We start from the raw sequence: 26,415 nt of genomic DNA on the forward strand, positions 1-26,415 counted from the left end.
CAGAACAACAAGAGCACCGACATATGAACAAGGCATTACTACGCGTCGAAGGACTGCACAAGCGCTATGGCGCGCTGGAGGTGCTCAAGGGCATCTCCTTCGATTTGAACAAGGGCGAGACGCTGTCGCTCATAGGCCCCAGTGGCTCGGGAAAATCCACCTGCCTGCGCTGCCTCAATTTCCTGGAACGCCTGGACACCGGCTCGGTGCACCTGGGCGAAGAGCGTATCGGCCAGCGTGTGGACAAGCGCGGCCAGCTGCGCTTCATGAGTGACACCGAGCTCGCCCCACAGCGCCGCGAGATGGGCATGGTGTTCCAGCTGTTCTACCTCTGGCCGCACCTCACAGTGCGCGACAACGTCGCCCTGGGCTCCATCAAGGCCGCCGGTATGTCGCGCGCCGAGGCCTATGAGCTGGCCGACGCCATGCTGCACAAGGTGCACCTCTCGCAAAAGGCCAACGAATACCCCGACCGCCTCTCGGGTGGCCAGCAGCAGCGCGTGGCGATTGCACGCACACTGGCGCAGCAGCCTCAGGTGATTCTGTTTGACGAACCGACCTCGGCGCTGGACCCCGAGCTGGTGGGTGAGGTGCTCACTGTGATCCGCGAGCTGGCCGAAGAGGGCCGCTCGATGATTCTTGTCACCCACGAAATCCGCTTTGCACGTGACGTGGCCGACCGTGTCATCTTCATGGACGGTGGCCACATCGTGGAGCAGGGGAGTGCACAAGAGGTCATAGACCGGCCGCAGCAGCAGCGCACGCGCAACTTCCTGGGCCAGGCAGGGGTGCGGCCATGATGGCAGATCTGGACCTGTTCTCACGCATCCTGCTCGGGCTGCTTGGCGGCGCCAAAGTCGCCGTGCAGATTGCGGCCGGGGCGTTTGTGATCGCGCTCCTGGGCGGCATGCTGCTGGCTGTCACCATTACCTTTGTGCGCCTGCGCACCGTGCGTCTGGCCGTGGCTGCTTACATCGAATGGATGCGCAACATCCCAGCGTTGGCGCATCTGTTTGTCATCTACTTTGGCCTGGCCACCTTTGACATCCGCTTCTCACCGCTGACCGCGGCCATCCTGGGCTTGGGTCTGGTGGGGGCGGCCGTGCTCTGTGATGTGTTTGCGGCCGGCCTCAAAGTCATCCACGCCGGCCAGCGCGAAGCTGCACTCGCCGTTGGCCTGAGTCCGCGCCAGACCCTGCAGCACGTGCTGCTGCCGCAAATGTTTCGCCTGAGCTGGCCCGCGCTGACCAACTACAGCAGCCAGCTCGTCAAAGACACCTCCATCGCCTCGGCCATCGCCGCGCCGGAGGTCATGTTCTTTGCGCGCAACCTCGTGACGTCCACTTTCGAAACCACCTTGATCTACTTGGCCGCCATGCTGGTCTATGCGGGCATGGTGCTGCCGGTGAGCTGGGGCTTTGCGCGGGCCGAGCGCCTGATGGAGGGCCAGCGATGAACGCCTTTTTCTCCGTGTTCGAGCAGTACGGATCTGAGTGGATCCCGCGCCTGTTGGAGGCCGCACAGATGACGGCCAAGCTCTCGCTGGCCGGCTTTGCATTGGCTCTGTTGGGCGGTTGCCTGCTGGTCGCCATGCAGCGCAGCGGCGTAAAGGTGTTGCGTGTGCTGGCCCAGGTCTTCGTTCAGTTTGTGCGCACACTGCCGCTGCTGGCCTTGTTGCTGACACTGTACTTCGCACTGCCGCCGCTGGGGCTCACGCTCTCGGGCTTCTGGGCCGGCGTGCTGGGTCTGGGCCTGCATGGCGCAGCCTATGTGGCCGAAATCCTGCGTGGCGGCCTGCAATCGGTGCACCGCGGCCAGCGCGAGGCGGCTCTGGCCGTCGGCCTGCTGCCGCGCCAGGTGTTTGTGCAGGTGGTGTTTCCACAGGCGCTGCGCGTCATGCTGCCGGCCCTCGTCAACACCTTTGTGGCACTGCTCAAGGACAGTTCCTTGTGCGCGCTGATTGCCACCGACGAACTCATGCTGGCTGCGCGTGCCATGTCCAGCGAGTACTTCCTGCCGCTTCACATCTTCTTGCTGGTGGGCCTGTTCTACTTTGCGATTGCGTTCCCGCTGTCCATGCTCTCGCGGTGGCTGGAGCGCCGCCTGGCACGTGGCCGCCGTGTGATGGGGGCCACATGAATACCAGGGATTGGGCCTTTGCTTCCATCACTGACACGCTGACGGCGTTGGCCGACGGCCGGCTTGATAGCGAAACCCTGGTGCGTCAGCAGCTCGATCACGTCGAGGCGCACAACCCGCAACTGCAGGCCTATCTGGACGTCTATGCCGATGAGGCCCTGCAGGCGGCGCGTGCGCTCGATGCGTTGCGCCACGCGGGTTACACCGTGGGGCCGCTGCATGGCATCACCGTCGCCATCAAGGACCTGTTCGAGATCGAGGGACGCACGATTACAGCCGGTTCCAGGGCACTGCCGCCGCGCACCTCGGAGATCACTGCCACCGCAGTGGCGCGCCTGCGTGCGGCTGGCGCCATTGTGCTGGGCAAGACGCATACCGTGGAGTACGCCTTTGGCGGCTGGGGTACCAACGCCTCCATGGGAACACCCTGGAACCCGTGGGACCTGTCGGTGCACCGCGTGCCCGGTGGTTCCAGCAGCGGTTCGGCGGTGGCCGTGGCGGCCGGCATGGCCTGCGCCGCGCTGGGCACGGACACGGGCGGCTCGGTGCGCATCCCGGCCGGCCTGTGCGGGCTGGTCGGGCTCAAGACCACGCACGGTCTGATCAGTCGCTACGGCCTGATTGACCTCTGCCCCACGCACGACACCGTAGGCCCGCTGACGCGTACCGTGCAGGACTGCGCGCTGCTGCTCGACGTGCTGGCCGGAGCCGATCCGCGTGATACGGTGTCATGGCGTGCGCCGGTGCGTAATCTGTCGCAGGCGCTGGGGCAGCCGGTGGCGGGCCTGCGCGTCTGGGTGCTGCCACTGGCGGAACGCGAGGGCGTAGACCCCGAGGTATTGTTTGCCTACGACCGGGCACTTGCCACGCTGGAACAGCTTGGCATGGTGCTGGTGGAAAAGCCCTTGCCGCAAAGCCTGGAGACCTCCATGGCGATTGCCGGCAACCTCATGAGCGCCGAGGGCTATGCCAACCTGGGTGCGCTGTTCGAGCGCCCCGGCCTGCGCTTTGACCCACATATCCAGCGCCGCATCCTGCTGGGGCGCGACATCAGCGCGGCCGGCTACATCGGCCTGCTCAAGGCGCGCGAATCTGCCATCGACCAGATGCGCGAGGCCATGGCCGATGTGGATGTCTGTGTCTTCCCCACCAATGCCATCACTGCCATCGCGGTGGACGAGGTGGATGAGATGGCCACGCCGCTGTCGCGCTTTGGCCGCTTTGTGAACCTGCTGGACCTGTGCTCTGTCGCCGTGCCCGCCGGCTTGTCGGCCCAGGGCCTGCCCATCTCCATCCAGATCGTGGGCGGCCCCATGGCCGAGCCCACCATCCTGCGCGCGGCCCATGCCTTCGAGCAGGCCACCCCCTGGCACCGGGCCATTCCCCCGGCCTGGGCATGAGGGCCGTGCTGCTGGCTTGCGCCGGCCTGCTGGCCGCCGCAGCCGCATGGGCCCAGGGTGTGGAGAGTCCCACGCTGCAACGCATTGCCGACAAGGGCCTGATCCGCGTGGGCTACATCCCCACGCCCGGGACCTTCGCCTTCGAGAATGCCCAGGGCCAGACCGTGGGCTACTCCATCGACATCTGCAAGCAGGTCATTGAGAGCGTGCGCAAGACCCTCAAGCGCCCGGACCTTGCCGTGGTCTATCAGCCGCTGCAGGGCGCGCAGCGCATCCCGCTGCTCAAGTCCGGCGGCATCGACATCGAGTGCGGCGGCAACACCAACACCATGGCCCGGCAGAAGGAGGTGGACTTCTCCCACACTTTCTTCACCACCGGCGCGCGCCTGCTCACGCGCAAGCCCCTGGTGGTGGAGAAGAACGCCGACCTCTGGCGTCGTCGCGTCGCGGTGAGCCGGGGCACCACGGCCGAAGGCCTGGTCGCCAAGCTGCAGGCCGAGCAGAACCTGGAGGTACTGACCGTGGCCACCGATGGCGAGGGGCTGGCCCTGGTGGAGTCGGGCAAGGCAGACGCCTTTGCGCAGGATGACATCCTGCTCTACGGACTCATGGGGCAATCGCGCCACAAGCACTCACTCATGGTCACAGGCCGCTTTCTCTCGGTCGAGCCCTACGCCTTCATGTTGCCCAAGGGCGATGCCGCATTCACCGCCCTGGTGGACAAGACCCTGCTGTCGCTCATGGCCTCGGGCGAGTTGCGCGCGCTCTACCGCAAATGGTTTGAGACCGAGGGCCTGCAGGTGCCCATGAATGTCTACATGAAGGAAAACATCCGCTACCCCAACAAGTACGGCATTCCCTAGCAAGCCTGTCTTTCGCAATAAAAACCAACGTCGTTAGGAGTTCCCCATGTTTTTGATCCAGCGCATCAGCATCCGTCTGCGTTTTTACCTGGTCCTGGGCACCGTTTCGCTGTCCCTGGTGGTGCTGGGTGTCTGGGGATGGGTTTCGGGTGAACAACTGCGCCAGGACACCACGGCGCTGTTCAACGCATCCAATGCCGCCGCCACGCAGATCGCGGCGCTGCGTGAATCGCTGGGCCGCGTGCGACGCTGGGAAAGTGCAGCGATAGCCATTGGCAACTCCAATGCCGAGCAGGTCGAGGTGCTGATCACGCGTTGGCGCCAGGAAGTTGCGCGTGCCCGCGACACGGCTGCCGCGCTGCGTCAGACCCATGCTGACGATGCCACCATCGCACCCTTGCTCGACAGTCAGCGCCAGCAGTTGCAGGCCTATGCCACACTGATGGAGCCCACGCTGACCCAGTTGCAGGCTGGCGTGACCGACAGCATCTCCGCGCTGGCCACGGCGGCCAAGGCAGACACCCTGTTTGCGGGGCTGGAGGCGCTGACCGGCCAACTCGTCACGGCCTTGGCCGCGCAAGAGGTGCAGGCCCGGGAGCAGATGGCAGCCCAGGCCAGCGCGGCCTCGCTCTTGCGCCTGGGCCTGGTGGCGGCGACCCTGCTGCTCTATGTGCCGCTGATGTGGCTCACGCTGCGCTCGGTCTGCCAGCCGCTGGACCGCGCCGTGGCGATCGCCAGCCGCATTGCGGGTGGGGACCTCAGCCAATCCATTGCCGTGACCGGGCAGGACGAGACCGCACACCTGCTGCAGGCCATTGCCAGCATGCAGACCGCATTGGGTGGCGTGGTGGGCGATGTGCGCGAAGCGGCCGAATCCATACGCCTGGCCAGCGCCGAAGTCGCCAGCGGCAACCTGGACCTGAGCAACCGCACCGAGCAAACTGCCAGTGACCTGCAGCGTTCGGCCTCCCTGGTGCGCGCGCTCACGCAGACGGTGCAACACTCGGCCGCCTCGGCCGGCCGCGCCAATCAGCTGGCGGCTTCTGCAGCCGATGTGGCTGCGCAGGGTGGCACCGTGGTAGCCCAGGTGGTGGACACCATGCAGGGCATCAACCAGAGCTCGCACAAGATCTCCAGCATCATCGCGGTGATCGACACCATCGCCTTCCAGACCAACATCCTGGCGCTCAATGCAGCAGTTGAGGCGGCCCGGGCCGGCGAGCAGGGCAGGGGCTTTGCCGTGGTGGCCAGCGAGGTGCGCAACCTCGCCACGCGCTCGGCCCAGGCCGCTCGCGAGATCAAGGGACTGATAGTCGATAGCGTGCAGGGTGTGGAGGCGGGCTCGCAACTGGTGGGCACGGCCGGCCAGACCATGGGCAGCATCGTTGCCTCGGTGCAGCGCGTGACCGAAGCGATTGCCGAGATCAGCAGTGCCGCCGCCGAGCAGAGCACCGGCATGGACCACATCAACAGTACCCTGGGCGCGCTGGACCAGATGACCCAGCAGAACGCAGCCCTGGTGGAACAAAGCGCTGCCGCCGCCGAAAGCCTGCGCGGCCACGCCGAAAAACTCACCCAGATGGTGGGAACCTTCCGGCTCGCCCCGTCTTCCTCCCGTTCCCTATTGCCCTCCTGAGGAGTCGCACCCATGAAACTTCCCCATCTCGACGACAAAACCATTGCCGGCTTGCTCGACTACCCTGCGGTGGTCGATATGCTGCGCGCCTCGTTCGAAGACCTGGCCGCAGGCCGTGCCCAGATTCACCCGCGCCAGCGCACCGATGCAGGCGCGTTTCGCCTGAGCTCCATGGGCGCGGTGTGGAGCGCACGCAAGGTGGCAGGCCTCAAGGTCTACCCCACGGTGCAGGGGCAGTTCTCGTTCCTCATCACGCTGTTCAACCTGGAGACCAACCAGCCGCTGGCGGTGCTCGACGGCGCAGAGATCACCAAGTTCCGCACGGCCGGTATCACGGCCCTGCTGGCACGCCAGGCCGCGCGCAAAAGCGCCAAACGCCTGGCCCTGGTAGGCGCGGGTTTTCAGGGGCGAGCGCAAGTGCAGGCACTGTGCGAGTTCTTCCGCTTTGAGGACATTGCCATCGTCGATCCCGTGGTGGACGCGCGCTGGTGCGAGCAGCTTGCGCAGGGCAGTGGCGCTCAGGTGCGCGTCTGTACCGCCGAGGCGGCGGTGCGCGAGGCCGATATCGTGGTCACCGCCACGCGCTCGCCTACGCCCGTGTTCGATGGCCAATGGCTCAAGTCCGGTGCCTTTGTGTCGGCCATAGGCACCAGCACCCCCAAAGTGCGCGAGCTGGACGACGCCACGCTGTCCCGCGCCAGCCGCATCATTGTTGAATGGGCGCCGCAAAGCCTGCGCGAGGCCGGCGAGCTGGTGCTGTGGCAGCCCGCGTCGGAGGCGGAGCGTGACAAGGTGGTAGACATCCCCACCCTATGCGCCCTACAGCAGCCTTGGCGCGCCGCAGAGGACGACATCGTTGTCGCCAAGTCAGTCGGCGTGGGCCTCTCGGATGTGGCGTGCGCCTATCTGGCCTACAGCAACCGGGCGCTCACCAGCAACCTGGGGGTTGCGGCATGAAGGTCTGCGTGCTGGGCGCGGGCATTGTGGGGTGCTCCACGGCCTACCAGCTCGCGCAGCAGGGCTACACGGTGCATCTGGTGGACGCGGCCGATGGCCCGGGTCTGGGCACCAGCATGGCCAATGGCGCGCAGCTCAGTTACAGCTATGTGGAGCCACTGGCCTCGCCGCACACGCTGGCCTCCTTGCCCGGCATGCTGCTGTCCGCCAACTCGCCGCTGCGCTTTACGCCGCAGATGGATTGGCGCCAATGGGCCTGGGGCCTGCAGTTTCTGGCCGCCTGCACAGGGAACCAGGTGCGTGCGGGGACGCGCGCGCTGCTGCAGCTCTCGCAGCGCAGCCGCCAGACGCTCACGGACTGGATGGCAGCCGAGCAGTGGTCGTTTGACTTTGCGCGCAATGGCAAGCTGGTGCTATGCCCCAGCGCGGCCAGTGTGGAACGTCAGCGCGTGCAAATCGAGTTCCAGCGCGCACTGGGCTGCGAGCAGTCCATCCTCTCGGTGGACGCGTGTGTGGCGCGCGAGCCCGCGCTGCAGCACTACCGTGCGCACTTTGCGGGTGGGGTGTGGACGGCGGACGAGCGTGTGGCGGACCCGCATCGGCTCTGCCTGTCGATGACGGACAGCTTGCTGCGCCGGGGCGCTACGCTCTCCTTTCTGACGCAGTTGCAGGGTTTTGTGACGCGCCAGGACCGCGTGGTGGCCGTGCGTACCAGCCGGGGCGAGTTGCAGGCCGATGCCTTTGTGTTGGCCACGGGCGCCAGCGTGGCGCGCCATGCGGCCCAGTTGGGTCTATACCTGCCGGTTTATCCCATCAAGGGCTACAGCATTACCGTGCCGCTGCGGGCGGACGGCCTGGCGCCACGTACCAGTGTGACCGACCTGGCGCGCAAAACCGTGTTTGCCCCGTTGGGCGGGCGACTGCGCGTGGCCGCCATGGCCGAGGTCGGTGGCTATGGGCTGGAGATTCCGAACGACCGTGTGCAGCGCATGGTGGAAGCGGTGGAGGCGGTTTTCCCCGGCGCCTGCGATCTGGCATTGCCCAGTACCTGGGCGGGCTTGCGGCCTGCCACACCCACCTCGGTGCCCATCATCGGGCGGCGCAAATTCCGCAACCTCTTTCTCAACGCAGGCCACGGCGCGCTGGGCCTGACGCTGGCCGCCGGCAGCGCCGCTGCCTTGGGGCAGGAGATCGCAGAAACCCTGGGCCATCCCCCGGCTTGATGCGGGCGGCTCGCAGCGGCCACAATGGCTGCATGCGCAAACACTTCTCGGAAACCAATGGCCACCAGCGTTTAGTCTATGGCGCCGTGGTGGGGGCCGTGGCGGCACTGTTGCCCGTGCCACTCACCCTGGCCTCGCGCGGTCTGCTGGCTTGGACAGCGGGCGCCAGTGCCTATCTGGTACTGGCCTGGTGGCTGGCGGTGGAATTTGATGCGGCACGCACGCGCGCACGCGCCCAAGCCCAGGACCAGCCGGGCATGACTTTGTTCTTCCTGCTGCTGCTCTCGGTGTTTGCGAGCTTTGCAGCGATTGCGCTGATGCTGCAGCACGTCAAGGATTTGGCCGGTGCGCAGCGCGTGGCGCATCTGGGCCTGTCGATGTCTGCGCTGGCGGCGTCCTGGCTGCTGATGCAAACCATCTTTGCCTTCCGCTACGCCCACCTCTACTACCAGGAGGAGTTGCGTGGCCACGCGCATGGCGCGGGGCTGGAGTTTCCGGGCAAGCAGGCGCCCGACTACTTTGATTTCCTCTATTACGCCCACGTGGTCGGCATGACCTCGCAGGTGTCGGACGTGGTGGTCACCTCGCGCACCATGCGCCGGCTCACGCTTTTGCACAGCGTGACGGCCTTTGGCTTCAACATGCTGGTGCTGGCACTCTCCATCAACGTGATGGCGGGCGCGATCCAATAAGCCCGCTGGACAGTGCGGTGCCCAGCAGGATGATGGGGCCGCACACCAGCATCCAGGCCGTCACGGTCTCGCCCAGCAGCAGCACGCCATAGGCCACGCCGAATACCGGGATCGCATAGGTCACGGTCAGCGCCTTGGCGGGGCCGCGCTTGTCGATCAGGCGGAAAAAGATCACATAGGCCACGCCGGTGCACAGCACGCCCAGGGCGAGCAGGGCCAGCCAGGAGGAAGTGCTCGTTGCAGCACTGGGCCAGTACCAGATGGTGAAGGGCAGCAGCGCCAACGTGGCACCCACCTGGCTGCCCGTGGCCAGCACCATGGAAGGCACGCCAGCCAGGTAGCGGCGCGTGAAGCTGGCCGCAACCCCATAGAAGAAGCAGGCGGCCAAGCAGGCCAGCACGGCCCAACCGGTACCGCCGCCGCCCGTGCCGGGCGTGAAGCTGGACTTGCTCCAGGCCAGCAGCGCCACGCCGAAAAAGCCTACCAGCAGCCCTATCACACGCAAGCCCTGCGGCCTGTCCTTGAGCCAGACCCAGGCCACCAGCGCGCCAAACAGCGGCACCGTGGCATTGATGATGGACGAGAGACCGGTGGAAATGCTCAGTAGCGCATAGGACAGGCAGGCAAAGGGAATGGCCGAGTTGATCACGCCCACGGCGAAGACCAGCTTCCAGTGCTGGCGCAGCGCTGCCATTTGGCCCTGGTACCAGAGGATGGGCAGCAGAAACACGGCAGCAATGCCCACGCGCATGCCAGCCGTGGGGAGGGCGCCAAACTCCTTGGCGCCCATGCGCATGAAGAGAAAAGACGAGCCCCAAATGGCGGCGAGCAGCACAAACTCCGTCACCCACGCGGGCGCTGGTGCGGCGGGAGACGAGGTAGTGGAGACGGGAGTGGTCACGGTTGTCTTTCGAGTTGCAGCAGTGCGATTTTGCGGTCCAGCCCACCTGCGTAGCCGGTGACTGCGCCATTGGCACCCAGCACGCGGTGGCAGGGCACGATGACACTGATGGGGTTGCGCCCCACGGCAGCGCCCACGGCGCGCACGGCGGCAGGGTTCTGGATTTGCTGGCTGATGTGGCCATAGCTTACCGTGCCCCCCGGGGCAATGGCCTGCAGCCGCGCCCAAACGGCCTGCTGGAAGGCGGTGCCGCCCGACAGATCCAGCGGCAGGGCGAAGTGCTGGCGCTGCCCGGCGAAGTATTCCAGCAGTTGCTGGCTTGCGGCGCGCAGCAGCGGGTGCTCGGGGGCTAAGGGCCAGGCTTCAAAGGACGGCTGGTGCTGCTGGCCATCAAACCAGGCGCCAACCAGCGCTGCGTCGGTGGCAGCCAGCGTCATGGGTCCCAGTGGGGTGGCCAGGGATGTACGGACGGTGTGGGGTGAGAATTTCATAAAAACAGGCCTCCAGCCCTCATGGAATATGCGCGCGCAGCTATCAGTTCAGGAGTGACCAGGCGCGGACGGTGGCATAGCTGCGCCAGGGGCGCCACACTTGAGACGCCTGCTCTGCCGCCAGGGCTGGGCGTGGTTGCTCACGTACGCCCAAGGCCTTGTGCAAGGCCACATCGCCGGCCGGAAAAGCATCGGGCCAGCGCAATGCGCGCATGGCGATGTAGTTCGCCGTCCAGGCGCCAATGCCGGGCAGGGCCTGCAGGGCGGCCAGGGTGGCCGGTACATCGGCACTGGGGTTGAGCGTGAGCTGACCGTCGGCCACTGCGGCGGCAATGGCGCGTATGGCCTGCTGGCGCTGGCGGACGATGCCCAGACTGCCCAGGTCCTCGTCGCTGGCCTGGCGCAATGCCTGCGGGGTAGGGAACAGATGCGTGAGCCCGTCCAGGGGCGTGACCAGCGGCGTGCCAAAGCGTTGTACCAGGCGTGCGCCCAGGGTGCGCGCGGCCTGCACCGTGATCTGCTGGCCCAGCACGGCGCGCACGGCCAGCTCAAAGCCGTCCACCGTGCCCGGTACGCGCAGGCCTGCGCCGTCGGGAAAGCTGGCTTGCAGCACGGCATGGATGGCATTCGGGTCGGCATCCAGGTCCAGCAGGCTGCGCACGCGCGCCATCACTAGCGGTAGCGCGCTGGCCAGCGATTCGCTGACGGTGATGCGCACCTCGCTCTGTGCAGGGGCAAATTGCAACTGCACCCAGCCTTGCAGGGTGTGGCCGGCCCAGTCCAGCGCCAGCGTGCGCGCCAGACGCAGCGCGTCCACGTCCACCTGTTCCACGCCAGCCAGGCTGCGCAGCGCAAAGAAGCGCAGCAGCGCGGCCTCGTCCAGCGGCGGGCGGTAGGCCGCACGCAGTTGCAAACCATGGCCGCCGCTCTGGCCCGCCGCGCTGCGCAGCGCGCGTGGCTGCAGCCGGTACTGCGCGGCAAACACGGTGTTGAAGCGCCGCACGCTGGAAAAACCGCTGAGCGCCGCAATCTGTGCAATGGGCAACGCGGTGTCCGTGAGGAGTTGCTTGGCCGTGAGCAGGCGGCGTGTCTGCAGGTACTGCAGTGGGGAGACGCCCCACAGCGCTTCGAAGATGCGGCGCAGATGACGCTCGCTCACGCCCAGACGTTCGGCCACCTGGCCCATGCTGGGCGCGCCATCGCTCCAGAGCTGGGGTGCGTCCAGCAACTGCGCGGCCTGGCGCGCCAGGATGGCCGAGGCGTCCTGGGTGGACCAGGCCTGCGCGCCCAGGGCCTGCAGGCCCGAAGGCGCCAGCTCCGGGCGGCAACGCATGCACGGCCGGAAGCCCGCAGCCTCGGCTTGCGAGGCCAACGCGAAGAAACGGCAGTTCTCGGGCTTGGGGGCGCGCACCTTGCAAACCGGGCGGCAGTAGATGCCGGTGCTGGTCACGCCGGTGAAGAAGCGCCCGTCAAAGCGCGCGTCCCGGGCTTTGAGGGCCAGGTACTGGCCGCCATCGTCGGTGGCGGAGGTGGGAGGCGGGCTGGGCGTGTGCATGGAGGGAATGATACGAAGCCGCCCGCGCAGAATGCGCCGTTTTCGGACATGTGGCTACGGCGCAGGGGCGAGGGGTGCGCCGCCTACAATGTGCCGCCACACGCCCCGGCATCCGCGCGGGGCGGCAACAGGATTTTTTTGTTTCGTGCAGCTTGCCTCCCAGATCTTCAAGGCCTATGACATTCGCGGCGTTGTGCCCGTTACCCTGAACGCGGACTTTGCCCGCGGGCTGGGTCGTGCCTTTGGTACCTTGGCCATGGCCCGGGGGGAGCGTACGGTGGCCGTGGGTCGTGATGGGCGACTCAGCGGCCCGGTGCTGGCTGCGGCCCTCATGGAAGGGCTGCAGGAGGCCGGCGTGGCCGTCATCGATGTGGGCATGGTGACAACCCCCATGCTCTACTTTGCGGCGCACACGCTGTGCAGCAGCGGCGTGCAGGTGACGGGTAGCCACAACCCGCGCGATGACAACGGTTTCAAGATGGTGCTGGCCGGTGAGGCCATTTATGGTGAGGCCATCCAGGCCTTGCGGGTGCTGATGGAGCAGGAGCGCTGGGTGCTGCAGCCCGCTGGCAGCTGCCGCAGTGTGGACCTGCTGACCGACTACACCGCGCGCATTACCAGCGATGTGCGCCTGGCGCGGCCGGTGAAGGTGGTGGTGGACAGCGGCAACGGCGTGGCCGGTGCTTCGGCACCCGGCATTCTGCGTGCCCTGGGCTGCGAGGTGCAGGAGCTGTTCAGCACCGTGGATGGCAACTTCCCCAACCACCATCCCGACCCCAGCCAGCCCGACAACCTGCGCGACCTGATTGCCGCGCTGCAGGCTGGCGATGCCGAGCTCGGCCTGGCCTTTGATGGCGATGGTGATCGGCTGGGTGTGGTCACGCGTGATGGCGAAACGATTTACCCCGACCGTCAGCTCATGCTGCTGGTGCGCGATGTGTTGCAGCGTGTGCCGGGTGGCACCGTGGTGTTCGATGTGAAGTGTTCGCAGCAACTCTCACCCGCCATTGAGGCTGCGGGCGGTAAGCCGCTGATGTGGAAAACCGGCCATTCGCTGATGAAAGCCAAGATGCGCGAAGTGGGCGCACCGCTGGGCGGTGAGATGAGCGGCCATCTGTTCATTGAAGAGCGCTGGTATGGTTTTGACGACGGTACCTATGCCGCTGCGCGCCTGCTGGAGATTCTGAGTCGCACGCCCGATGCATCGGCCGAGCTGCAAGCCCTGCCTTCCAGTTTTTCCACGCCCGAGCTGCATGTGCCTTGCGCGCAGGCACACGCGGTGGTGGAGGCGTTGCTGCAGGTGGCTGCGTTTGATGCGCCTGCGGTGGTGAGCACGGTGGACGGCTTGCGCGTGGACTGGCCCGACGGCTTCGGTCTGCTGCGTGCCTCCAACACCACGCCGGTGCTGGTGCTGCGCTTTGAGGGGCAAACGCAAGCGGCCTTGCAACGCATTCAGGACACCATGCTGGGGCTACTGCGTCGCGTGTTGCCCGATGCGCAAGTGGGAGGGGCCTCGCATTGAAAGCCGCCGCGCCGCAGCGCATTCTGATTGTCAAGCTGTCTTCACTGGGGGATGTGGTGCACGCCATGCCCGCCGTGCAGGACCTGCGCCGCGCCTTTCCACAAGCGCAGATCGACTGGGTGGTGGAGGCCGCGTTTGCGCCCTTGGTGGCGCGTTGCGAGGGCGTGCGGCAGGTCATTCCCTGTGCGCTGCGCCAGTGGCGCAAAAGCCCGTTCAAGGCCGAGACACGCCGCGCCTGGCGCGCCTTCAAGGCGCAGCTGCGGGCCCAGGCCTATGACGCCGTGATTGACCTGCAGGGCCTGAGCAAGTCGGCGCTGGTGTCCTGGCTGGCGCGCACCACGCCCCAGGGCAAGCGCTATGGTCTGGCCAACCAGACCGAGGGCTCGGGCTTTGAGGCCCCCGCACGTTGGGTGGCTGATGTGGCCATCGAGATCGAACCTCGCGTCCATGCAGTGCAGCGTTCGCGCATCCTTTGCGCAGCGGCCTTGGGCTACGAATTGCAGGGCCCGGCGGTCTGTGGCCTCAAGCCCGGCGCATTGGTCAGCCCGCAGCCCACGGCCCAGGGCGACAACCCCTTTGTACCCAGAAAGGCCGTGGTGGCGCTGGTGCATGGCACCTCGCGGACCGACAAGGAATGGTCGCAGCAGTCCTGGGTGGAATTGGGGCGGCGCCTCAACCACGCGGGCTTTGCGGTGGCTCTGCCGCATGGCAATGCGGCCGAGAAGGCCACCAGCGAGGCGATTGCCGCCCAACTGCAGGACGCCTGGGTCTGGCCCGCCATGGCGCTGGACGCCATGACCGACACGCTGGCCCATTGCGCCGGGGTGGTGGGCGTGGACAGCGGCATCAGCCATATTGCCGTGGCGTTGGACCTGCCCCATGTGCAGATCTACAACTTCGATACCGCCTGGCGCACTGGCCCCGAGGTGCGCGCCGGCACTGACGAGGCCACGGCCCCGCGCTTGCCGTTGCGGCAAGTCAGCGTTTATGGCGAGCCTCAGCCCACGGTGGACGCGGTGTGGGAGGCCTGGGATGGCCTCGCCACGCCGGTGCTGTGCCAATGAGGCGGCCATGGTGATGCGCGCGCTTTACTCCGCAGTCGTCTGGCTGGCCCAGCCCCTGGTGCGGCGCAAGCTGCGCCGCCGCGCGCAGGCCGAGCCGCTGTACGGCGAGCACATGGATGAGCGCTTTGGCCACTACACCGGGACAGCGCCTGCGGGCGAGGGCCCGCTGGTCTGGCTGCATGCGGTATCGCTGGGTGAGACCCTGGCTGCGGCCACCCTGGTAGCGGCCCTGCGCAGCCAACTGCCCGGCATGCGTCTGCTGCTCACACACGGCACGGCGACGGGCCGCGCAGCCGGTGCGCGCCTGCTGCAACCTGGAGACATCCAGGTCTGGCAGCCCTGGGACACGGTGGGTGCGGTGCGCCGCTTCCTGGCCCATTTCCGCCCCCAGTTGGGCCTGCTGATGGAGACCGAGCTCTGGCCCAATCTGGTGGCGCAGAGCGCGCGTGCCGGCGTGCCGCTGTGCCTGGTGAATGCGCGTCTGAGCGAGAAGACCTTGCGCAGTTCCTTGCGTTGGGGGGCGCTCGCGCGGGATACCTATGCTGGCTTGCACGCTGCCTGGGCGCAAAGCGAGGCCGATGCCCAGCGCCTGCGCACCCTGGGTGCGCCGGTGCGTGGCGTCATGGGCAACTTCAAGTTCGATATGGCGCCCAACCCGGCCTTGCTGGCCCAGGGCCGTGCCTGGCGCGAGGCCAGCGCCCGCCCGGTGCTGATGTTTGCCAGCGTGCGCGAAGGCGAAGAGGCCATGCTCATTGAGCTTTTGAAGCGAAATACGCCTCCAACCCCAGTGGAATCTGCGCAAGCAGCTACCGAAACGATAGCGGCCAGAGTGCAGTGGCTGATCGTTCCCCGCCACCCACAGCGCTTTGACGAGGTGGCTGCGCTGTTTACCGCAGCGGGCTACACCGTGGCGCGCCGCAGTCAGTGGAGCAGTGGTGGCCCGATAGCGGCCGACATCTGGCTGGGCGATTCGCTGGGCGAGATGGCGCTGTACTTCGGCCTGGCCCATGCAGCCCTGTTGGGCGGCAGCTTTGCACCGCTGGGTGGCCAGAACCTGATCGAAGCGGCGGCCTGTGGTGTGCCCGTTTTCATGGGGCCGCACACCTATAACTTTGCCGAAGCCGCGCAGCTGGCTGCCCAGGCCGGGGCTGCATTCGAATGCGCAGACCTGGCCGATGCGGTGGACCGGGCGGCCGCGATGCTGCACGCAGCGCACGCCCTGGCCCAGGCGCAACAGGCCGCGCTGGACCTGGGTGCCGCCCACCGGGGCGCAGCGCAGCGTACGGCGCTGGCGCTGGCTGCCGTACTGGCAGAAAAAAGGCCCTGAGCGCGCAAGCGTCAGGGCCCGGTGCGCCGCAGTCGCCGGCGTTCAGGGTGCCAGCTGGCTGTTGATGGGCTTGAGGTCGTCGGCCGTCAGCGTGCCGCTGGCCTGCTTGAGCTTCAAGCCACCCACCAGCACGTCGTAGCGCGCCTTGGCCAGGCTGGCCTTGGTGCTGTAGAGCTGGCTCTGGCTGTTGAGCACATCGATGTTGATGCGCACACCCACCTGGTAACCCAGCTTGTTGGCGTCCAGCGCGCTCTGGCTGGAGGCCTCGGCGGCTTCCAGCGCCTTGACCTGGCCCTGGCCGGAGAGCACGCCAAAGAAAGCCGTGCGTGTGCCCTGTGCCACACTGCGGCGGCCGGCTTCCAGATCCGAACGGGCCTTGTCTTCCAGGGCCAGCGTTTCCTTGATGCGGTTTTGCGTGGCGAAGCCGGCAAACAGCGGCAGGTTGAAGGCCAGGCCCACGGTGGCCACATTCACGCGGCTGTCGGCGATCGCCGTGGAAGTACCGTTGTTGTTAACTGCCGAGTAGCTGCCGGTCAGGTCCAGCGTGGGCTTGTGGCCGGCTTCGGCCTTGGCAGTTTCCAGCTTGGCCACATCCAGCGCAACCTTGAGCTGTGCCAGGCCGGGGTGCTGCTCTTCGGACTGTTGTACCCAGGCTTCTGCATCGGCCGGTTCCAGCGGAGCCAGCACCACGGGCGCGGCCAGGGGTTTGGGCGCAGCGTCGCTTTTGCCCACGAGCTGGTTGAGTGCGATGGACTTGACGCGCAGGTCGTTTTCGGCAGCCAGTTCCTGGGCAATCACCAAGTCGTAGCGGGCCTGGGCCTCGCGGCTGTCGGTGATGGTGGAGGTACCGACTTCGAAGTTGCGCTTGGCCGAGGCCAGCTGCTCGGCCACGGCGGCCTTCTGCGCCTTCACAAAGGTCAGGCTGTCGCTGGAGGCCAGCACGTCAAAATAGGCCTGGCTCACGCGCACGATAAGGTCCTGCTCGGCGGCCTGCAACTGGGCCTTGGCCAGTTCCACCTGCTTCATGCCCTGGTCGTAGCTGGCTTGGTTGGCAGGGCGGTACAGCGGCTGGGAGGCGCTGATGGTGGCGGTTTGCGAGCCATATGAACGCTCGGGCGTGGGCAGGATTTCCTGGTTGGAGCGACTTGCACCCAGCGCAAAGTTGGCCGTGGGCAGCAGCAGGGCTTTGGCCTGTTCGGCCTTGGCCAGGTTGGCATCGAACTGGCTCTTGGCCGACTGGTAGCTGGCGTCATAGCCGCGCGCTGCGCCGTACAGGTCAAGCAGGCTCTGGGCGTGTGCCATGGGGGCCAGGGCGGCGCCCAGCAGGGCCAGGGGCAACAGTTTCATGCGCATGGGATTTCCTAGACGTGACATGGAGAAAGACTTTCTGGGCTCGGGAAGAGGGTGGTGAAAAGGGGCGTGTATCTCAGCAACGCACTTCAGTAGCGTGCAATGGCCGGGTTGCGTTCGGTAGACCAGGCATCAATGCCGCCAGCGATATTGGCCAGCTGCGTGAAGCCGCGCGCCTGCAGGAACTGGGCGACCTGCATGCTGCGCGCGCCGTGGTGGCACAGGCAGGCAATCGGGCGTGTCGTATCGAGTTCAGCCAGGCGCACCGGGATGGTCCCCATGGGGATGGCCAGCACTTCCACACCGTCTTCCGAGACCCGCGCCAAAGCCAGTTCGTGCGGCTCGCGCACGTCCAGCACCAGGGGCAGGCCGGGTGCGGAGAAGGACTGGAACCATTGTTCCAGCTGGCTTGGGCGGATGTGGTCAATCATGGTGTCGCGTAGGGATTATCAGAATTGGAAGCGCGAAGGCTCTGTAAAGTTCTGCAAACGTGGGGCGTTGACGTCCCAGGGTTCGGTGGTGCGGAAGTCGCTGGCGCTGGTGCGTGTGATCAGGGTGGCGCGCATTTGCGGTTCTTCACCCACGATGGCCAGCAGGCGGCCACCCACATTGAGGCGCTGCAGCAGGTCATGCGGCACGCGGGCCACGGAGCCGCTGAGTACGATGGCGTCAAACGTGCCTTCGCCGGCGGGCAGCTTGGCGCCGTCTTCCTGGCGCACGGTCACGTTGCGGATGCCGGCCTTCTGCAGGTTGCTGCGGGCCAGTTCCACCAGCTCGGGCAGCAATTCCACGCTCAGCACCTGGCGTGCGCGGTGCGACAGCAGGGCGGCCATGAAGCCGGAACCGGCCCCCACCTCGAGCACCGACTCATGGGGCTGCAGGGTCAGGTCTTGGAGCATGCGCGCCTCCAGGCGCGGTGCCAGCATGCACTGGCCGCCGGGCAGGGGGATCTCCAGGTCGGCAAAGGCCAGGGCCTTGTGGGCGGCAGGTACAAAGTCCTCGCGCGGCACGGTGTTCAGCAGTTCCAGCACGCCGGTGTCCAGCACATTCCAGGGCCGGATCTGTTGCTCAATCATGTTGAAGCGGGCTTGGGCGAAGTTCATTTCATTTCTCCTAGGACAAGGGCAGGCGTTGCGTGCGTTAAGGGCCGAATTTTACTGGGGGATGCGGGTTTTCCCGGCCCAGACCCGCCGCGCCCAGGCCGCCAGATCGTCCATATAGCAATACACCACGGGCACCACCACCAGCGTCAGCAGCGACGAGGTAATGACGCCCCCAATCACGGCCTGGCCCATGGGGGCGCGCATTTCGGAGCCTTCGGTCAGCGCAAAGGCCAGCGGCACCATGCCGAAAATCATGGCCAGCGTGGTCATGAGGATGGGGCGCAGCCGCACCTTGGCGGCCAGCAGCAGGGCTTCGGAGCGCTCCATACCGTCTTCACGCGCGCGGATGGCAAAGTCCACCAGCAGGATGGCGTTCTTGGTCACCAGACCCATGAGCATGACCACGCCAATGATGGAGAACATGGACAGCGTGGAGCCGAACATCATGAGCGCCAGCACCACGCCAATCAGAGTGAGCGGCAGCGCCGTCATGAGGGCCAGCGGTTGCAGAAAGCTCTTGAACTGGCTGGCCAGGATCATGTAGATGAAGACGATGGCCAGCACCAGCGCTGAGATGGCGTAGCCAAAGGCCTCGGCCATGTCCTTGGTGGAGCCGCTGAACTTGTAGCTGTAGCCGGCCGGCATGGCGATGCGATCCATGGCGGTGCGGATGTCGGCCGATACCTCACCGGCCGAGCGGCCCGAAACGTTGGCAGTGATGGAGACTTCGCGCGTGAGGTCGCGCCGATTGATCTGGTTGGCGCCCGTGGATTCCACCACCTGGGCCACCTGATTCAGGCGCACGATGCGCGCGCTGCCGTCGGCATTGCTGCCTACGGTGAAAGGCAGTTGCTGCAAGTCGGTGGGGCTGTTGCGCGCGTCGGGCGCCAGGCGCACGTTCACGTCATAGGTCTGGTCGTCGGGGGCGCGCCAATTGCCCACGGTCTGGCCGGCCACCAGGGTGCGCAGCGCGCTGCCGATCTGCGCCACAGACAGGCCCAGGTCCGAGGCCACGTCGCGCCGCACCTGCACATCCAGCGTGGGCTTGTTGGGCTTGACGCTGGAGTCCAGGTCGACCAGCCCGGGAATGTCGCGGATGCTGTCCAGTGCCAGGGTGGTGAGGCGTTCCAGCTCGCCCGTATCGGCGCCCTGGATGGAGAACAGGATTTGTTTCTGTCCGCCCACGGCGTCCATCAGGCCCGCGTGCGTCACCGTGATGCCGGGTACTTGGCGCAGGCGTTCGCGCAGCTTGACCGACATGGCGTCCACGCTGAGCTGGCGGTTCTTGCGGTCCACCAGACGGATATAGACGCTCGCGTAGATCTTGCCTTGGGCGTTGCCGGTGTTGATGGTGGTCAGCGTGTAGCGCACCTCGGGGAAGTCGCGGATGATGGCCTCGACCTGGCGCGCCTTGGCCTCGGTCACCTCGATGGAGGAGCCCACGGGCGTGTTGAAGTTGACGGTGGTTTCCGAGAAGTCCGACTTGGGCACGAATTCGGTACCCAGCAGCGGCACCATGAAGATGCTGCCCGCGAAGATGGCGATGGCCAGCCCGACGGTGGCGAGCTTGTGCTGCAAGGCCCAGCGCAGAATGCCCTGGTAGCCGTCGGCAAGGCTGTCAGTGGCGTGGTCAAACCAGCGCGTCACGCGGCCTACGGTGCGGTCATAGAAGGTGGTGGGTGCGGCGTCACTGCCGTGGCTGTGGATGCTGGGGTCGTGCCAGACGCTGGAAAGCATGGGGTCCAGCGTGAAGCTCACGAACATGGAGATCAGCACCGCCGCCACGATGGTGATGCCGAACTCGTGGAAGAACTTGCCGATGATGCCGCCCATGAAGCCGATCGGCAGGAACACTGCCACGATGGACAGCGTGGTCGCCAGTACGGCCAAGCCAATTTCCTGTGTGCCGTCGAGCGAGGCCTGGAAGGCGTTCTTGCCCATTTGCACATGGCGCACGATGTTCTCGCGTACCACGATGGCGTCATCGATGAGCAGGCCCACGCACAGCGAGAGCGCCATCAGCGTGATCATGTTGATGGTGAAGCCAAACCAGTTCATGAACAGGAAAGTGCCAATCAGCGCGATCGGCAGCGTCAGACCGGTGATGACGGTGGAGCGCCAGGAGTTCAGGAATAGGAAGACGATGAGCACGGTGAGCACCGCGCCTTCTATCAGCGTGCGGCGCACGTTGTCCACCGAGACGCGGATCTGGCGCGAACCGTCGGCAATGGGTTCGAGCTTCACGCCGGGCGGCAATTGCTTTTGCATCTCGGCCAGCGTGCTCACCAGGCCGTCGACCACGGCAATGGTGTTCTCGTCCTGCGACTTCTGCACTGTCAGCACTAGCGTGCGCTGGCCGTTGTAGAGCGCCAGGCTTTCCACTTCCTGCGCGCCGTCCGCCACGCGCGCGACCTGCTCCACTCGCACGGGTGCGCCGTTTCTGCGCGCCACGATGATCTTTCCGAAATCCTCGGGGCGCTGCATGCGCGCCTCGATCTGGATGACGCGCTCCTGCTCGCTGGAGCGGATGGCGCCCACGGGCAGGTCCTGGTTTTCATTGCGCACTGCGCTTACTACCTGATCGGGCGTGATGCCAAAGGACTCCAGCGCCTGCGGGTTCAGATAGACATTGATTTCGCGTTTGGTGCCGCCCACCACGGTCACCGAGCCCACGCCGCGCACGTTTTCCAGGCGCTTCTTTAAGGTCTGCTCGGCCCAGTTGGTGAGCTCGACCGCGGAAGGTGCTTTGGAGCCCGCTGAGGTATCAGGCAATACGGCCACCGACCAGATCGCGCGCGCGGCCGGGTCAAAACGCAGCACGCGGGGCTCTTTCACTTCGGCACGCAGATTGGGTTTGATGGAGGCCACCTTTTCGCGCACGTCCTCGGCCGCTTTGCGCCCATCCACATGCAGGCCGAACTCGATCACCACCACGCTCTGGCCTTCGTAGCTGCGCGAGGTCAGGGCATTGATGCCGGCAATCGAGTTGACGCCTTCTTCAATCTTCTTGGAGACCTCGCTCTCCACGATCTCGGGCGAGGCGCCGGGGTAGTCGGCAATCACCACCACCACGGGGAAGTCGATATTGGGGAACTGGTCCACGCGCAGGCGCTGCAGCGAGAACAGGCCCAGCACCACCAGGGCCAGCATGACCATGGTGGCAAACACCGGGTTCTTCAGGCTGACGCGGGTGAACCACATTCAGTTGCCACCCTGGCTGGTCTTGACGGCCGTGCCGGCGCGCACCGGGCCCACGCTGCCGGTCAGCACCGGGGTGCCTTCGGCCACGCCCTTGACGGCGGCAAAGCTCTGGCCTTGCAGTTCGCCGCGTGCGCCCACTTCCACCGTCTGGTGCTCCACCTTGCCGTTTTGCACGGTTTGCACATAGGGCTGGGGCTTGTCGGTGCGCACGGCCGAGAGTGGCAGCGCCAGCGCGCGTGCGCTGCCCAACTGCAGCTGGCCCTGGGCGAACAAGCCCTGGCGCAGTGCTGCATTGGGTTCCAGCGCCAGATAGGCGAGCACCGCACGGCTGCCGGCTACGGCGCTGGGGTTCACGCGCGTTACCTTGGCATTGAGTGTGGTGGCAGAGCCTTCCACGCTGAGCTGGGCGCTTTGGCCCACGCGCACCTGCAGTGAATCGCTGGCGCTGAGGCTGGCTTCGAGCTCCAGCCGGCTCAGGTCCACGATCTCCACAATGCGGGCATCCACTGCCACGCGCTCGCCGGGCTGGGCCAGGCGTTGCGCCACCTGGCCGCTGATGGGGGCGCGCAGCACCGTGTCGTCCAGCGACTTGGTCGCCACATCGGCACCGGCCTGAGCTGCGCGGTAACTGGCCTCGGCCGAGGCCAGGCTGGCCGAGGACGACTCCAGTGCCGTCTGCGAAATAAAGCCCTGGTTCACCAGCGAGCGGTTGTTCTCATAGCTGCGCCGGGCAATGTCCACTTGCGCTTTGGCTGCCTCGGCCTGTTGCTGGGCCTGGCGCACCCGGGCCTGGAATTCGGTGGAGTCCACGCGCGCAATCACCTGGCCGGCCTTGACCGTATCGCCTTCGCGCACGGTCAGCCCCAGCAGCTCGCCAGCCACGCGTGCCTTCACAAAGGCCGAATTCTGTGCCTTCAGCGGGCCCGAGATGCCCAGGCTTTGCGTCAGCTCCAGACTTTGCACCTGCACCACATCCTTGGGACCCAGCGCAATCGCCACCTGCAGCTTGCCGGCCGCCTCCTGGCTGGCCAGCGTGGCTTGCTGGGCTTTACGCGCGGCGACGGTGCGCAGCGCGCCCGCTGCCACCAGGGCCAGCACCAAGGCGCCAGCCGTCCATTTGATCCAGGGTTTCATGGGGAGATTGGGCTTGCGGTTGCGGGCGAGCGCACGGCCAGGCCCATGAGCAGGTTTTCCACCTGGATGTCCAGATAGGCTTTGGGGTCAAAAGGTATGTTCGGGGGCATGCAGGCGCCTATGCTTTGCTGCGATACGGCCAGGAACAGAAAGGGCGCCATGACCAAGTGCGAGCCATAGTCCAGATTGACGGCGCGGAACTCGCCACTATCCATGCCGCGCTGCAATACCCGGCGTATCAGGGCGTTGCCGGGCTGGATCACCTCGGTTTGGTAGAAGGCTGCCAGCTCGGGGAAGTTGCCTGCCTCGCTGAGCATGAGCTTGGAAATGCCAGCCGCCTTGGTGGAGCCCACGCGCTCCCACCAAGTGAAAACGCAGTAGCGCAGCAGCTCGGCGCTGCTGCCTTGGTACTCGTCCAGCTCCTGGCTCCAGGCGTCAAAGCGGCCCGAGATGTTCTCGCGCACCACGGCCTTGAACAGCTCTTCCTTGCTGGAAAAATAGAGAAACAGCGTTCCCTTGGAAACGCCCGCGCGCTTGGCCACCTCTTCGGCCCGGGTGGCGGCAAAGCCTTTCTCCACGAACAGGTCCATGGCTGCCGCCAGCAGCTCGCCCGGACGCGCGTCCTTGCGGCGCTCCCGTTTGGCGCGCACATTGCCGGAAAGAAGGTCGATAGGGCACTGCATAAATTACTGACTGATTGGTTATTAATGTAGCCGTCCACCTTGGCAGTGTCAATGCGGGCCTACCGGGATAGTCCATGTCCGTAAGATTCGAGGCTTGGCAACGACCAACGAATTTGTAGAACGACGGAGGTTTTTTCATGGCGGACACCCTGCAAACCATTACCCTGGGCGGTGGCTGCTTCTGGTGCACCGAGGCGGTGTACGTACAGGTGCGCGGCGTGGTGGACGTGGAATCGGGGTACAGCAATGGCCAGATGCGCGAACCGACGTACGAAGATGTGTGCACCGGCACCACGGGCCACAACGAGGTGGTCAAGCTGGTCTATGACCCGGCCCAGATCAGCACCCGGGAGGTACTGGAGATCTTTTTCGTGGTGCATGACCCGACCACGCTGAACCGCCAGGGCAACGACGTGGGCACGCAATACCGCAGCGGTATCTATGTGAGCACGCCCGAGCAAGCCGATGTGGCGCGTGAACTGATTGCCGAGATGGCGGGCAGCGGCGTCTACCGCCAACCCATCGTGACCGAGGTGCTACCCGTGGACAACTACTGGCCTGCCGAGGCCTACCACCAGGATTTCTTTGAGCGCAACCCGCACCAGGGTTACTGCATGGCCGTGGCCGCCCCCAAGGTAGCCAAATTCCGCAAGACCTTTGCGCGGCTGCAGAAGTAGGCCTGGGTTATTCGGTATCAGCGGCGGATCGGTGAGTCGCTGAAGATGCCCCAGCCCGACTTGGGTTGCGGCTTGGGCATTTCATCCTGCATGGACTCGGCGTATTTCAGCGCCCAGCCCACGCCCCCGATCAGGATTGCCAGTCCAACGACCAACTTCACTACCGTGACCCACAGCCGGGGTTCTTTATTGCTTTGCATGCGCGTGTCTCCAGTTGCACGTATTGTGCCTCTGTTGGCTGCCCTGCACGCACCCATGCTGCGCGAGCAGCTACTGGAAATATAGCAATGCGCTTGCCGATTGCAAGCGCATTGCCATGTGCGGATTCAGTCCGTATCCAGATTCACGCTGCGCAGCACCAGATTGCCCGCTTGTCCGCCCACGGGAAGGCGGTCGGTCTCCTTCAGATCCTGCGTGCGCAGCACATGGACCAGGCCGGTACGGGTGTCACTGACCACGATGCGCCCTTCGGCCACGGCCAACTGGGGCTTGGGCAGGCGCTTGTCGGCGTCGGCGGTTTCGTCCGTCCAGGCTGGGAGAACCTGGGCTTGCTGCAGCTCCTGCCGGGTGCGGCTGTCCAGGGCGAGCAACGTGCCGGTTTCCAGCAGTGCATAAGCGACGTTGGAGTGCTGGCGGTCCCAGGCAAAGTGCAGCAGCTTGGCGGGCAGGGTGAGCGCGGCGAGTTGGGGGGCTGCGGCATCGGCGGGCAAGGTCACAAAGAGCAAGCCGTCCGCGCCGAAGTTGCCCAGCAGGCGACCGTTGTCCTGCGCCTGCAGCAGGGTGCGCACCATGCGTGCGTCGCTGCCCTGCGGGTAGGGCAGCAGCGTGAACGCCCCCTGGCCTTGCTGGGCTGCATCGTTCCAGGCCAACAGGCCGTTGGCGCAGCCGAACAGGTGCCAGTCACCATAGCTCGCGTCGCCGTGCTGTTGCAGGCAAGCCGGGCTGCGCTGCAGCACGCGGCCACTGGCATCCACCAGTTGCGTGGCATCGGGCAGACTGCCTTCCGCGGCACCGGCTGACACCAGATAACGCTGGCCCGGCAGGGGCACGGCGACGCCGTGGTGCGGTTTGTTGGCCGTGATCGTCGCCACCTGACCGGGGGTGGCTGGGTTGTAGACGCGCACCAGGCCGTCCGTATCGAAAAACACGGCCAGCGTGCCTGCGCCGGGGTTGGCGTGCGAGGGCTTCTGGCCCGAAAGCACGGGGGCGGACAGAACCGGTTTGCCCGTCACCCAGTGCTGGTGGTCGCCATGGTCCTCGCGCCGCAGGCCCAACTGCAGCATCTGCACCTGCCCGGTCTTGTTCTGGACGGCGGCCAGCTCCATGTCGTCCAGCCCGGCGCGCAGGTAGGCCGGGCTGTGGATATTCAGAACGGCCACTTCTTCGCGTTCCTCCACGTCCCAGATGCGCAGGGTGGGTGTTTTTGCATCTGCCACCACCAGGCGCCAGACGCGGGCTTCATCCACAGGGGCCGTGCGTGTGGCGCAGGCGCCCAGGGTCAATGCCAGGCCCACGGCGGCCAGTGTGCGTGTCATGTGGGAGAAGGTGTGCATGGTGCTTCCTCAGTTCTGTTGCATGCCTGCGACCAGCTGCGTCACGTTGTGGCGCACCATCTGCAGGTAGGTAGCGCCGGGCTGGCCGGCGGGGGAGAGAGCGTCGGCATAGAGGGCCGCGCCCAGGGTCACGCCGGTGTCCTTGCTGAGCTGGGCAATGAGCTTGGGGTTGGCCATGTTTTCCACAAACACGGCGCGGATCTTTTCGCGCTGGATCTGGCGGATCAGCTGGGCCACCTGCTTGGCGCTGGGTTCAGTTTCGGTGTTGATGCCCTGGGGCGCGCGGAACTGCACGCCGTAGTGCGCGGCGAAGTAGCCAAAGGCGTCGTGCGAGGTTATGACTTTGCGCTTGGCGGCGGGCAGGCTGGCGATCTGCGCCTTGGCCCAGGTGTCCAGCGTCTGCAGTTCCTTGACGTAAGCCTCTGCGTTGGCGGTGTAGTCGCTGGCGCCTGCCGGGTCTACCCGGCCCAAACCGACGGCGATGTTGCGCACGTAGAGCACCACGTTGTTGGGGTTCTGCCAGGCGTGGGGGTCGGTCTCCGCGTGGGCATGGCCTTCGTGGCCCTTCTCCTCTTCCATCTGCCGGGCTTTGACGCCCTGGGTGGCGACCACGGTGTCGCCCTTGTAGCCGGCCGATTTGATCAGCTTGCCGGCCCAGGGCTCAAAGCTCAGGCCATTGAGTACTACCAGCCTCGCGGCCAACAAGGCCTTGGCGTCGGCAGGTTTGGGCTCGAACACATGGGCGTCTTCGTCCGGGCCGACCAGCGTGGTCACTGACACGCGGTCGCCGCCCACCACACGCACCAGATCGCCCAGGATGCTGAAGCTGGCAACGACAGGCAGCGGTTCGGCTGCACGGGCCAGGGGCGCAGCCAGGGCCAGTGCAGCCGCACTGGCCAGCAGAAAGCGGCGGGGCAAGGAAGGGAGCAAAGAAGGCATGGAAA

25 protein-coding genes are annotated in these 26,415 nt (G+C 66.0%); 13 read left to right on the forward strand and 12 right to left on the reverse strand.

The features are described 5' to 3' along the window. Nucleotides 1-23: 23 nt before the first annotated feature. The 9 genes from AC1RNN_RS18130 to AC1RNN_RS18170 are packed head-to-tail and all read left to right on the forward strand — an operon-like array spanning nt 24 to nt 8,910. A complete protein-coding gene (locus AC1RNN_RS18130) occupies nt 24-800 on the forward strand; it encodes an amino acid ABC transporter ATP-binding protein (RefSeq protein WP_493090810.1) in 777 nt (258 codons plus the stop codon). Continuing rightward, the gene (locus AC1RNN_RS18135; protein ID WP_493090809.1) at nt 797-1,456 is read left to right on the forward strand and encodes an amino acid ABC transporter permease; all 660 of its coding nucleotides are present in this window, start codon (nt 797-799) and stop codon (nt 1,454-1,456) included. The genes AC1RNN_RS18130 and AC1RNN_RS18135 overlap by 4 nt, the downstream gene beginning before the upstream one ends. Beyond that, nucleotides 1,453-2,139: an amino acid ABC transporter permease gene (locus tag AC1RNN_RS18140; RefSeq protein WP_493090808.1), complete on the forward strand. Its 687-nt coding sequence runs from the start codon at nt 1,453-1,455 to the stop codon at nt 2,137-2,139. The genes AC1RNN_RS18135 and AC1RNN_RS18140 overlap by 4 nt, the downstream gene beginning before the upstream one ends. Next, the gene (locus AC1RNN_RS18145) at nt 2,136-3,539 is read left to right on the forward strand and encodes an amidase (RefSeq protein WP_493090807.1); all 1,404 of its coding nucleotides are present in this window, start codon (nt 2,136-2,138) and stop codon (nt 3,537-3,539) included. Before AC1RNN_RS18140 ends, AC1RNN_RS18145 begins: the two co-directional genes overlap by 4 nt. After that, nucleotides 3,536-4,402: an amino acid ABC transporter substrate-binding protein gene (locus AC1RNN_RS18150; protein ID WP_493090806.1), complete on the forward strand. Its 867-nt coding sequence runs from the start codon at nt 3,536-3,538 to the stop codon at nt 4,400-4,402. Before AC1RNN_RS18145 ends, AC1RNN_RS18150 begins: the two co-directional genes overlap by 4 nt. Nucleotides 4,403-4,448: 46 nt before the next feature. Continuing rightward, on the forward strand, nt 4,449-6,038 hold the full coding sequence (locus AC1RNN_RS18155; RefSeq protein ID WP_493090805.1) for a methyl-accepting chemotaxis protein: 1,590 nt from the start codon (nt 4,449-4,451) through the stop codon (nt 6,036-6,038). A gap of 12 nt (nt 6,039-6,050) precedes the next feature. Beyond that, the gene (locus AC1RNN_RS18160; RefSeq protein WP_493090804.1) at nt 6,051-6,995 is read left to right on the forward strand and encodes an ornithine cyclodeaminase family protein; all 945 of its coding nucleotides are present in this window, start codon (nt 6,051-6,053) and stop codon (nt 6,993-6,995) included. After that, nucleotides 6,992-8,218 (forward strand): D-amino acid dehydrogenase, encoded by a 1,227-nt coding sequence (locus AC1RNN_RS18165; protein WP_493090803.1) that lies wholly within the window; start codon nt 6,992-6,994, stop codon nt 8,216-8,218. Before AC1RNN_RS18160 ends, AC1RNN_RS18165 begins: the two co-directional genes overlap by 4 nt. Before the next feature lie 32 nt (nt 8,219-8,250). Further along, on the forward strand, nt 8,251-8,910 hold the full coding sequence (locus AC1RNN_RS18170) for a DUF1345 domain-containing protein (RefSeq protein ID WP_493090802.1): 660 nt from the start codon (nt 8,251-8,253) through the stop codon (nt 8,908-8,910). Here AC1RNN_RS18170 and AC1RNN_RS18175 read toward each other — a convergent pair. Genes AC1RNN_RS18175 through AC1RNN_RS18185 form a run of 3 tightly spaced genes read right to left on the reverse strand, consistent with a single transcriptional unit; the run spans nt 8,882 to nt 11,857 of the window. Beyond that, nucleotides 8,882-9,811 (reverse strand): DMT family transporter, encoded by a 930-nt coding sequence (locus AC1RNN_RS18175; protein ID WP_493090801.1) that lies wholly within the window; start codon nt 9,809-9,811, stop codon nt 8,882-8,884. The genes AC1RNN_RS18170 and AC1RNN_RS18175 overlap by 29 nt on opposite strands. After that, nucleotides 9,808-10,302, reverse strand: a complete 495-nt coding sequence (locus AC1RNN_RS18180) for a methylated-DNA--[protein]-cysteine S-methyltransferase (RefSeq protein ID WP_493090800.1) — start codon at nt 10,300-10,302, stop codon at nt 9,808-9,810. The genes AC1RNN_RS18175 and AC1RNN_RS18180 overlap by 4 nt, the downstream gene beginning before the upstream one ends. A 43-nt stretch (nt 10,303-10,345) precedes the next feature. Further along, nucleotides 10,346-11,857 carry an AlkA N-terminal domain-containing protein gene (locus AC1RNN_RS18185; RefSeq protein WP_493090798.1) on the reverse strand — a complete coding sequence of 504 codons (1,512 nt, stop codon included), beginning with the start codon at nt 11,855-11,857 and terminating at the stop codon, nt 10,346-10,348. A gap of 145 nt (nt 11,858-12,002) precedes the next feature. On the opposite strand from AC1RNN_RS18185, the gene AC1RNN_RS18190 reads away from it, so the two are divergent. From AC1RNN_RS18190 to AC1RNN_RS18200, 3 genes are read left to right on the forward strand one after another with little or no spacing between them, the layout of a single operon-like run. Then, nucleotides 12,003-13,379: a phosphomannomutase/phosphoglucomutase gene (locus AC1RNN_RS18190; RefSeq protein WP_493090797.1), complete on the forward strand. Its 1,377-nt coding sequence runs from the start codon at nt 12,003-12,005 to the stop codon at nt 13,377-13,379. After that, entirely contained in the window at nt 13,376-14,443 is a 1,068-nt protein-coding gene (gene waaC, locus AC1RNN_RS18195; protein WP_493090796.1) for a lipopolysaccharide heptosyltransferase I, read from the forward strand. The genes AC1RNN_RS18190 and waaC overlap by 4 nt, the downstream gene beginning before the upstream one ends. Next, nucleotides 14,412-15,770 carry a 3-deoxy-D-manno-octulosonic acid transferase gene (locus AC1RNN_RS18200; RefSeq protein ID WP_493090794.1) on the forward strand — a complete coding sequence of 453 codons (1,359 nt, stop codon included), beginning with the start codon at nt 14,412-14,414 and terminating at the stop codon, nt 15,768-15,770. Before waaC ends, AC1RNN_RS18200 begins: the two co-directional genes overlap by 32 nt. Nucleotides 15,771-15,812: 42 nt before the next feature. Here the strand turns inward: AC1RNN_RS18200 and AC1RNN_RS18205 are convergent, their stop codons facing one another. The 6 genes from AC1RNN_RS18205 to AC1RNN_RS18230 form a co-directional block, all read right to left on the reverse strand. Then, the gene (locus AC1RNN_RS18205; RefSeq protein ID WP_493090792.1) at nt 15,813-17,117 is read right to left on the reverse strand and encodes a TolC family outer membrane protein; all 1,305 of its coding nucleotides are present in this window, start codon (nt 17,115-17,117) and stop codon (nt 15,813-15,815) included. Between the two features lie 92 nt (nt 17,118-17,209). Continuing rightward, a complete protein-coding gene (locus tag AC1RNN_RS18210; protein ID WP_493090790.1) occupies nt 17,210-17,551 on the reverse strand; it encodes a rhodanese-like domain-containing protein in 342 nt (113 codons plus the stop codon). A gap of 18 nt (nt 17,552-17,569) precedes the next feature. Further along, on the reverse strand, nt 17,570-18,223 hold the full coding sequence (locus tag AC1RNN_RS18215; protein ID WP_493090789.1) for a protein-L-isoaspartate O-methyltransferase family protein: 654 nt from the start codon (nt 18,221-18,223) through the stop codon (nt 17,570-17,572). Nucleotides 18,224-18,274: 51 nt separating this feature from the next. Further along, a complete protein-coding gene (locus AC1RNN_RS18220) occupies nt 18,275-21,424 on the reverse strand; it encodes an efflux RND transporter permease subunit (RefSeq protein WP_493090788.1) in 3,150 nt (1,049 codons plus the stop codon). Continuing rightward, nucleotides 21,425-22,558 carry an efflux RND transporter periplasmic adaptor subunit gene (locus tag AC1RNN_RS18225; protein WP_493090787.1) on the reverse strand — a complete coding sequence of 378 codons (1,134 nt, stop codon included), beginning with the start codon at nt 22,556-22,558 and terminating at the stop codon, nt 21,425-21,427. Then, entirely contained in the window at nt 22,555-23,241 is a 687-nt protein-coding gene (locus AC1RNN_RS18230) for a TetR/AcrR family transcriptional regulator (RefSeq protein WP_493090786.1), read from the reverse strand. Before AC1RNN_RS18230 ends, AC1RNN_RS18225 begins: the two co-directional genes overlap by 4 nt. 137 nt (nt 23,242-23,378) lie before the next feature. Between AC1RNN_RS18230 and msrA the strand changes: the two genes are divergently transcribed. Then, nucleotides 23,379-23,918, forward strand: a complete 540-nt coding sequence (gene msrA / locus AC1RNN_RS18235; protein WP_493090785.1) for a peptide-methionine (S)-S-oxide reductase MsrA — start codon at nt 23,379-23,381, stop codon at nt 23,916-23,918. 17 nt (nt 23,919-23,935) lie between these two features. Here msrA and AC1RNN_RS18240 read toward each other — a convergent pair whose 3' ends face one another. The 3 genes from AC1RNN_RS18240 to AC1RNN_RS18250 all read right to left on the reverse strand — a co-directional run bounded on the left by AC1RNN_RS18240 (nt 23,936) and on the right by AC1RNN_RS18250 (nt 26,410). Then, nucleotides 23,936-24,118 carry a hypothetical protein gene (locus AC1RNN_RS18240; protein ID WP_493090784.1) on the reverse strand — a complete coding sequence of 61 codons (183 nt, stop codon included), beginning with the start codon at nt 24,116-24,118 and terminating at the stop codon, nt 23,936-23,938. A 126-nt stretch (nt 24,119-24,244) separates the two neighbouring features. Beyond that, nucleotides 24,245-25,471 carry a hypothetical protein gene (locus AC1RNN_RS18245; protein WP_493090782.1) on the reverse strand — a complete coding sequence of 409 codons (1,227 nt, stop codon included), beginning with the start codon at nt 25,469-25,471 and terminating at the stop codon, nt 24,245-24,247. 9 nt (nt 25,472-25,480) lie between these two features. Next, nucleotides 25,481-26,410, reverse strand: a complete 930-nt coding sequence (locus AC1RNN_RS18250) for a metal ABC transporter substrate-binding protein (protein WP_493090781.1) — start codon at nt 26,408-26,410, stop codon at nt 25,481-25,483. Between the last annotated feature and the right edge of the window lie 5 nt (nt 26,411-26,415).

This window comes from Rhodoferax sp. GW822-FHT02D07 (assembly GCF_058802405.1).

Excerpts from the sequence above, each read along its gene's own strand:
- AC1RNN_RS18135 (WP_493090809.1), top strand. The coding sequence starts at position 797 with ATGATGGCAGATCTGGACCTGTTCTCACGCATCCTGCTCGGGCTGCTT.
- AC1RNN_RS18200 (WP_493090794.1), top strand. The coding sequence starts at position 14,412 with ATGGCCTCGCCACGCCGGTGCTGTGCCAATGAGGCGGCCATGGTGATG.
- AC1RNN_RS18160 (WP_493090804.1), top strand. The coding sequence starts at position 6,051 with ATGAAACTTCCCCATCTCGACGACAAAACCATTGCCGGCTTGCTCGAC.
- AC1RNN_RS18245 (WP_493090782.1), bottom strand. The coding sequence starts at position 25,471 with ATGCACACCTTCTCCCACATGACACGCACACTGGCCGCCGTGGGCCTG.
- AC1RNN_RS18140 (WP_493090808.1), top strand. The coding sequence starts at position 1,453 with ATGAACGCCTTTTTCTCCGTGTTCGAGCAGTACGGATCTGAGTGGATC.
- AC1RNN_RS18155 (WP_493090805.1), top strand. The coding sequence starts at position 4,449 with ATGTTTTTGATCCAGCGCATCAGCATCCGTCTGCGTTTTTACCTGGTC.
- AC1RNN_RS18250 (WP_493090781.1), bottom strand. The coding sequence starts at position 26,410 with ATGCCTTCTTTGCTCCCTTCCTTGCCCCGCCGCTTTCTGCTGGCCAGT.
- AC1RNN_RS18165 (WP_493090803.1), top strand. The coding sequence starts at position 6,992 with ATGAAGGTCTGCGTGCTGGGCGCGGGCATTGTGGGGTGCTCCACGGCC.
- AC1RNN_RS18185 (WP_493090798.1), bottom strand. The coding sequence starts at position 11,857 with ATGCACACGCCCAGCCCGCCTCCCACCTCCGCCACCGACGATGGCGGC.
- msrA (WP_493090785.1), top strand. The coding sequence starts at position 23,379 with ATGGCGGACACCCTGCAAACCATTACCCTGGGCGGTGGCTGCTTCTGG.
- AC1RNN_RS18225 (WP_493090787.1), bottom strand. The coding sequence starts at position 22,558 with ATGAAACCCTGGATCAAATGGACGGCTGGCGCCTTGGTGCTGGCCCTG.
- AC1RNN_RS18210 (WP_493090790.1), bottom strand. The coding sequence starts at position 17,551 with ATGATTGACCACATCCGCCCAAGCCAGCTGGAACAATGGTTCCAGTCC.
- AC1RNN_RS18240 (WP_493090784.1), bottom strand. The coding sequence starts at position 24,118 with ATGCAAAGCAATAAAGAACCCCGGCTGTGGGTCACGGTAGTGAAGTTG.
- AC1RNN_RS18230 (WP_493090786.1), bottom strand. The coding sequence starts at position 23,241 with ATGCAGTGCCCTATCGACCTTCTTTCCGGCAATGTGCGCGCCAAACGG.
- AC1RNN_RS18170 (WP_493090802.1), top strand. The coding sequence starts at position 8,251 with ATGCGCAAACACTTCTCGGAAACCAATGGCCACCAGCGTTTAGTCTAT.
- AC1RNN_RS18150 (WP_493090806.1), top strand. The coding sequence starts at position 3,536 with ATGAGGGCCGTGCTGCTGGCTTGCGCCGGCCTGCTGGCCGCCGCAGCC.
- AC1RNN_RS18145 (WP_493090807.1), top strand. The coding sequence starts at position 2,136 with ATGAATACCAGGGATTGGGCCTTTGCTTCCATCACTGACACGCTGACG.
- AC1RNN_RS18220 (WP_493090788.1), bottom strand. The coding sequence starts at position 21,424 with ATGTGGTTCACCCGCGTCAGCCTGAAGAACCCGGTGTTTGCCACCATG.
- AC1RNN_RS18130 (WP_493090810.1), top strand. The coding sequence starts at position 24 with ATGAACAAGGCATTACTACGCGTCGAAGGACTGCACAAGCGCTATGGC.
- AC1RNN_RS18215 (WP_493090789.1), bottom strand. The coding sequence starts at position 18,223 with ATGAACTTCGCCCAAGCCCGCTTCAACATGATTGAGCAACAGATCCGG.
- AC1RNN_RS18180 (WP_493090800.1), bottom strand. The coding sequence starts at position 10,302 with ATGAAATTCTCACCCCACACCGTCCGTACATCCCTGGCCACCCCACTG.
- AC1RNN_RS18205 (WP_493090792.1), bottom strand. The coding sequence starts at position 17,117 with ATGAAACTGTTGCCCCTGGCCCTGCTGGGCGCCGCCCTGGCCCCCATG.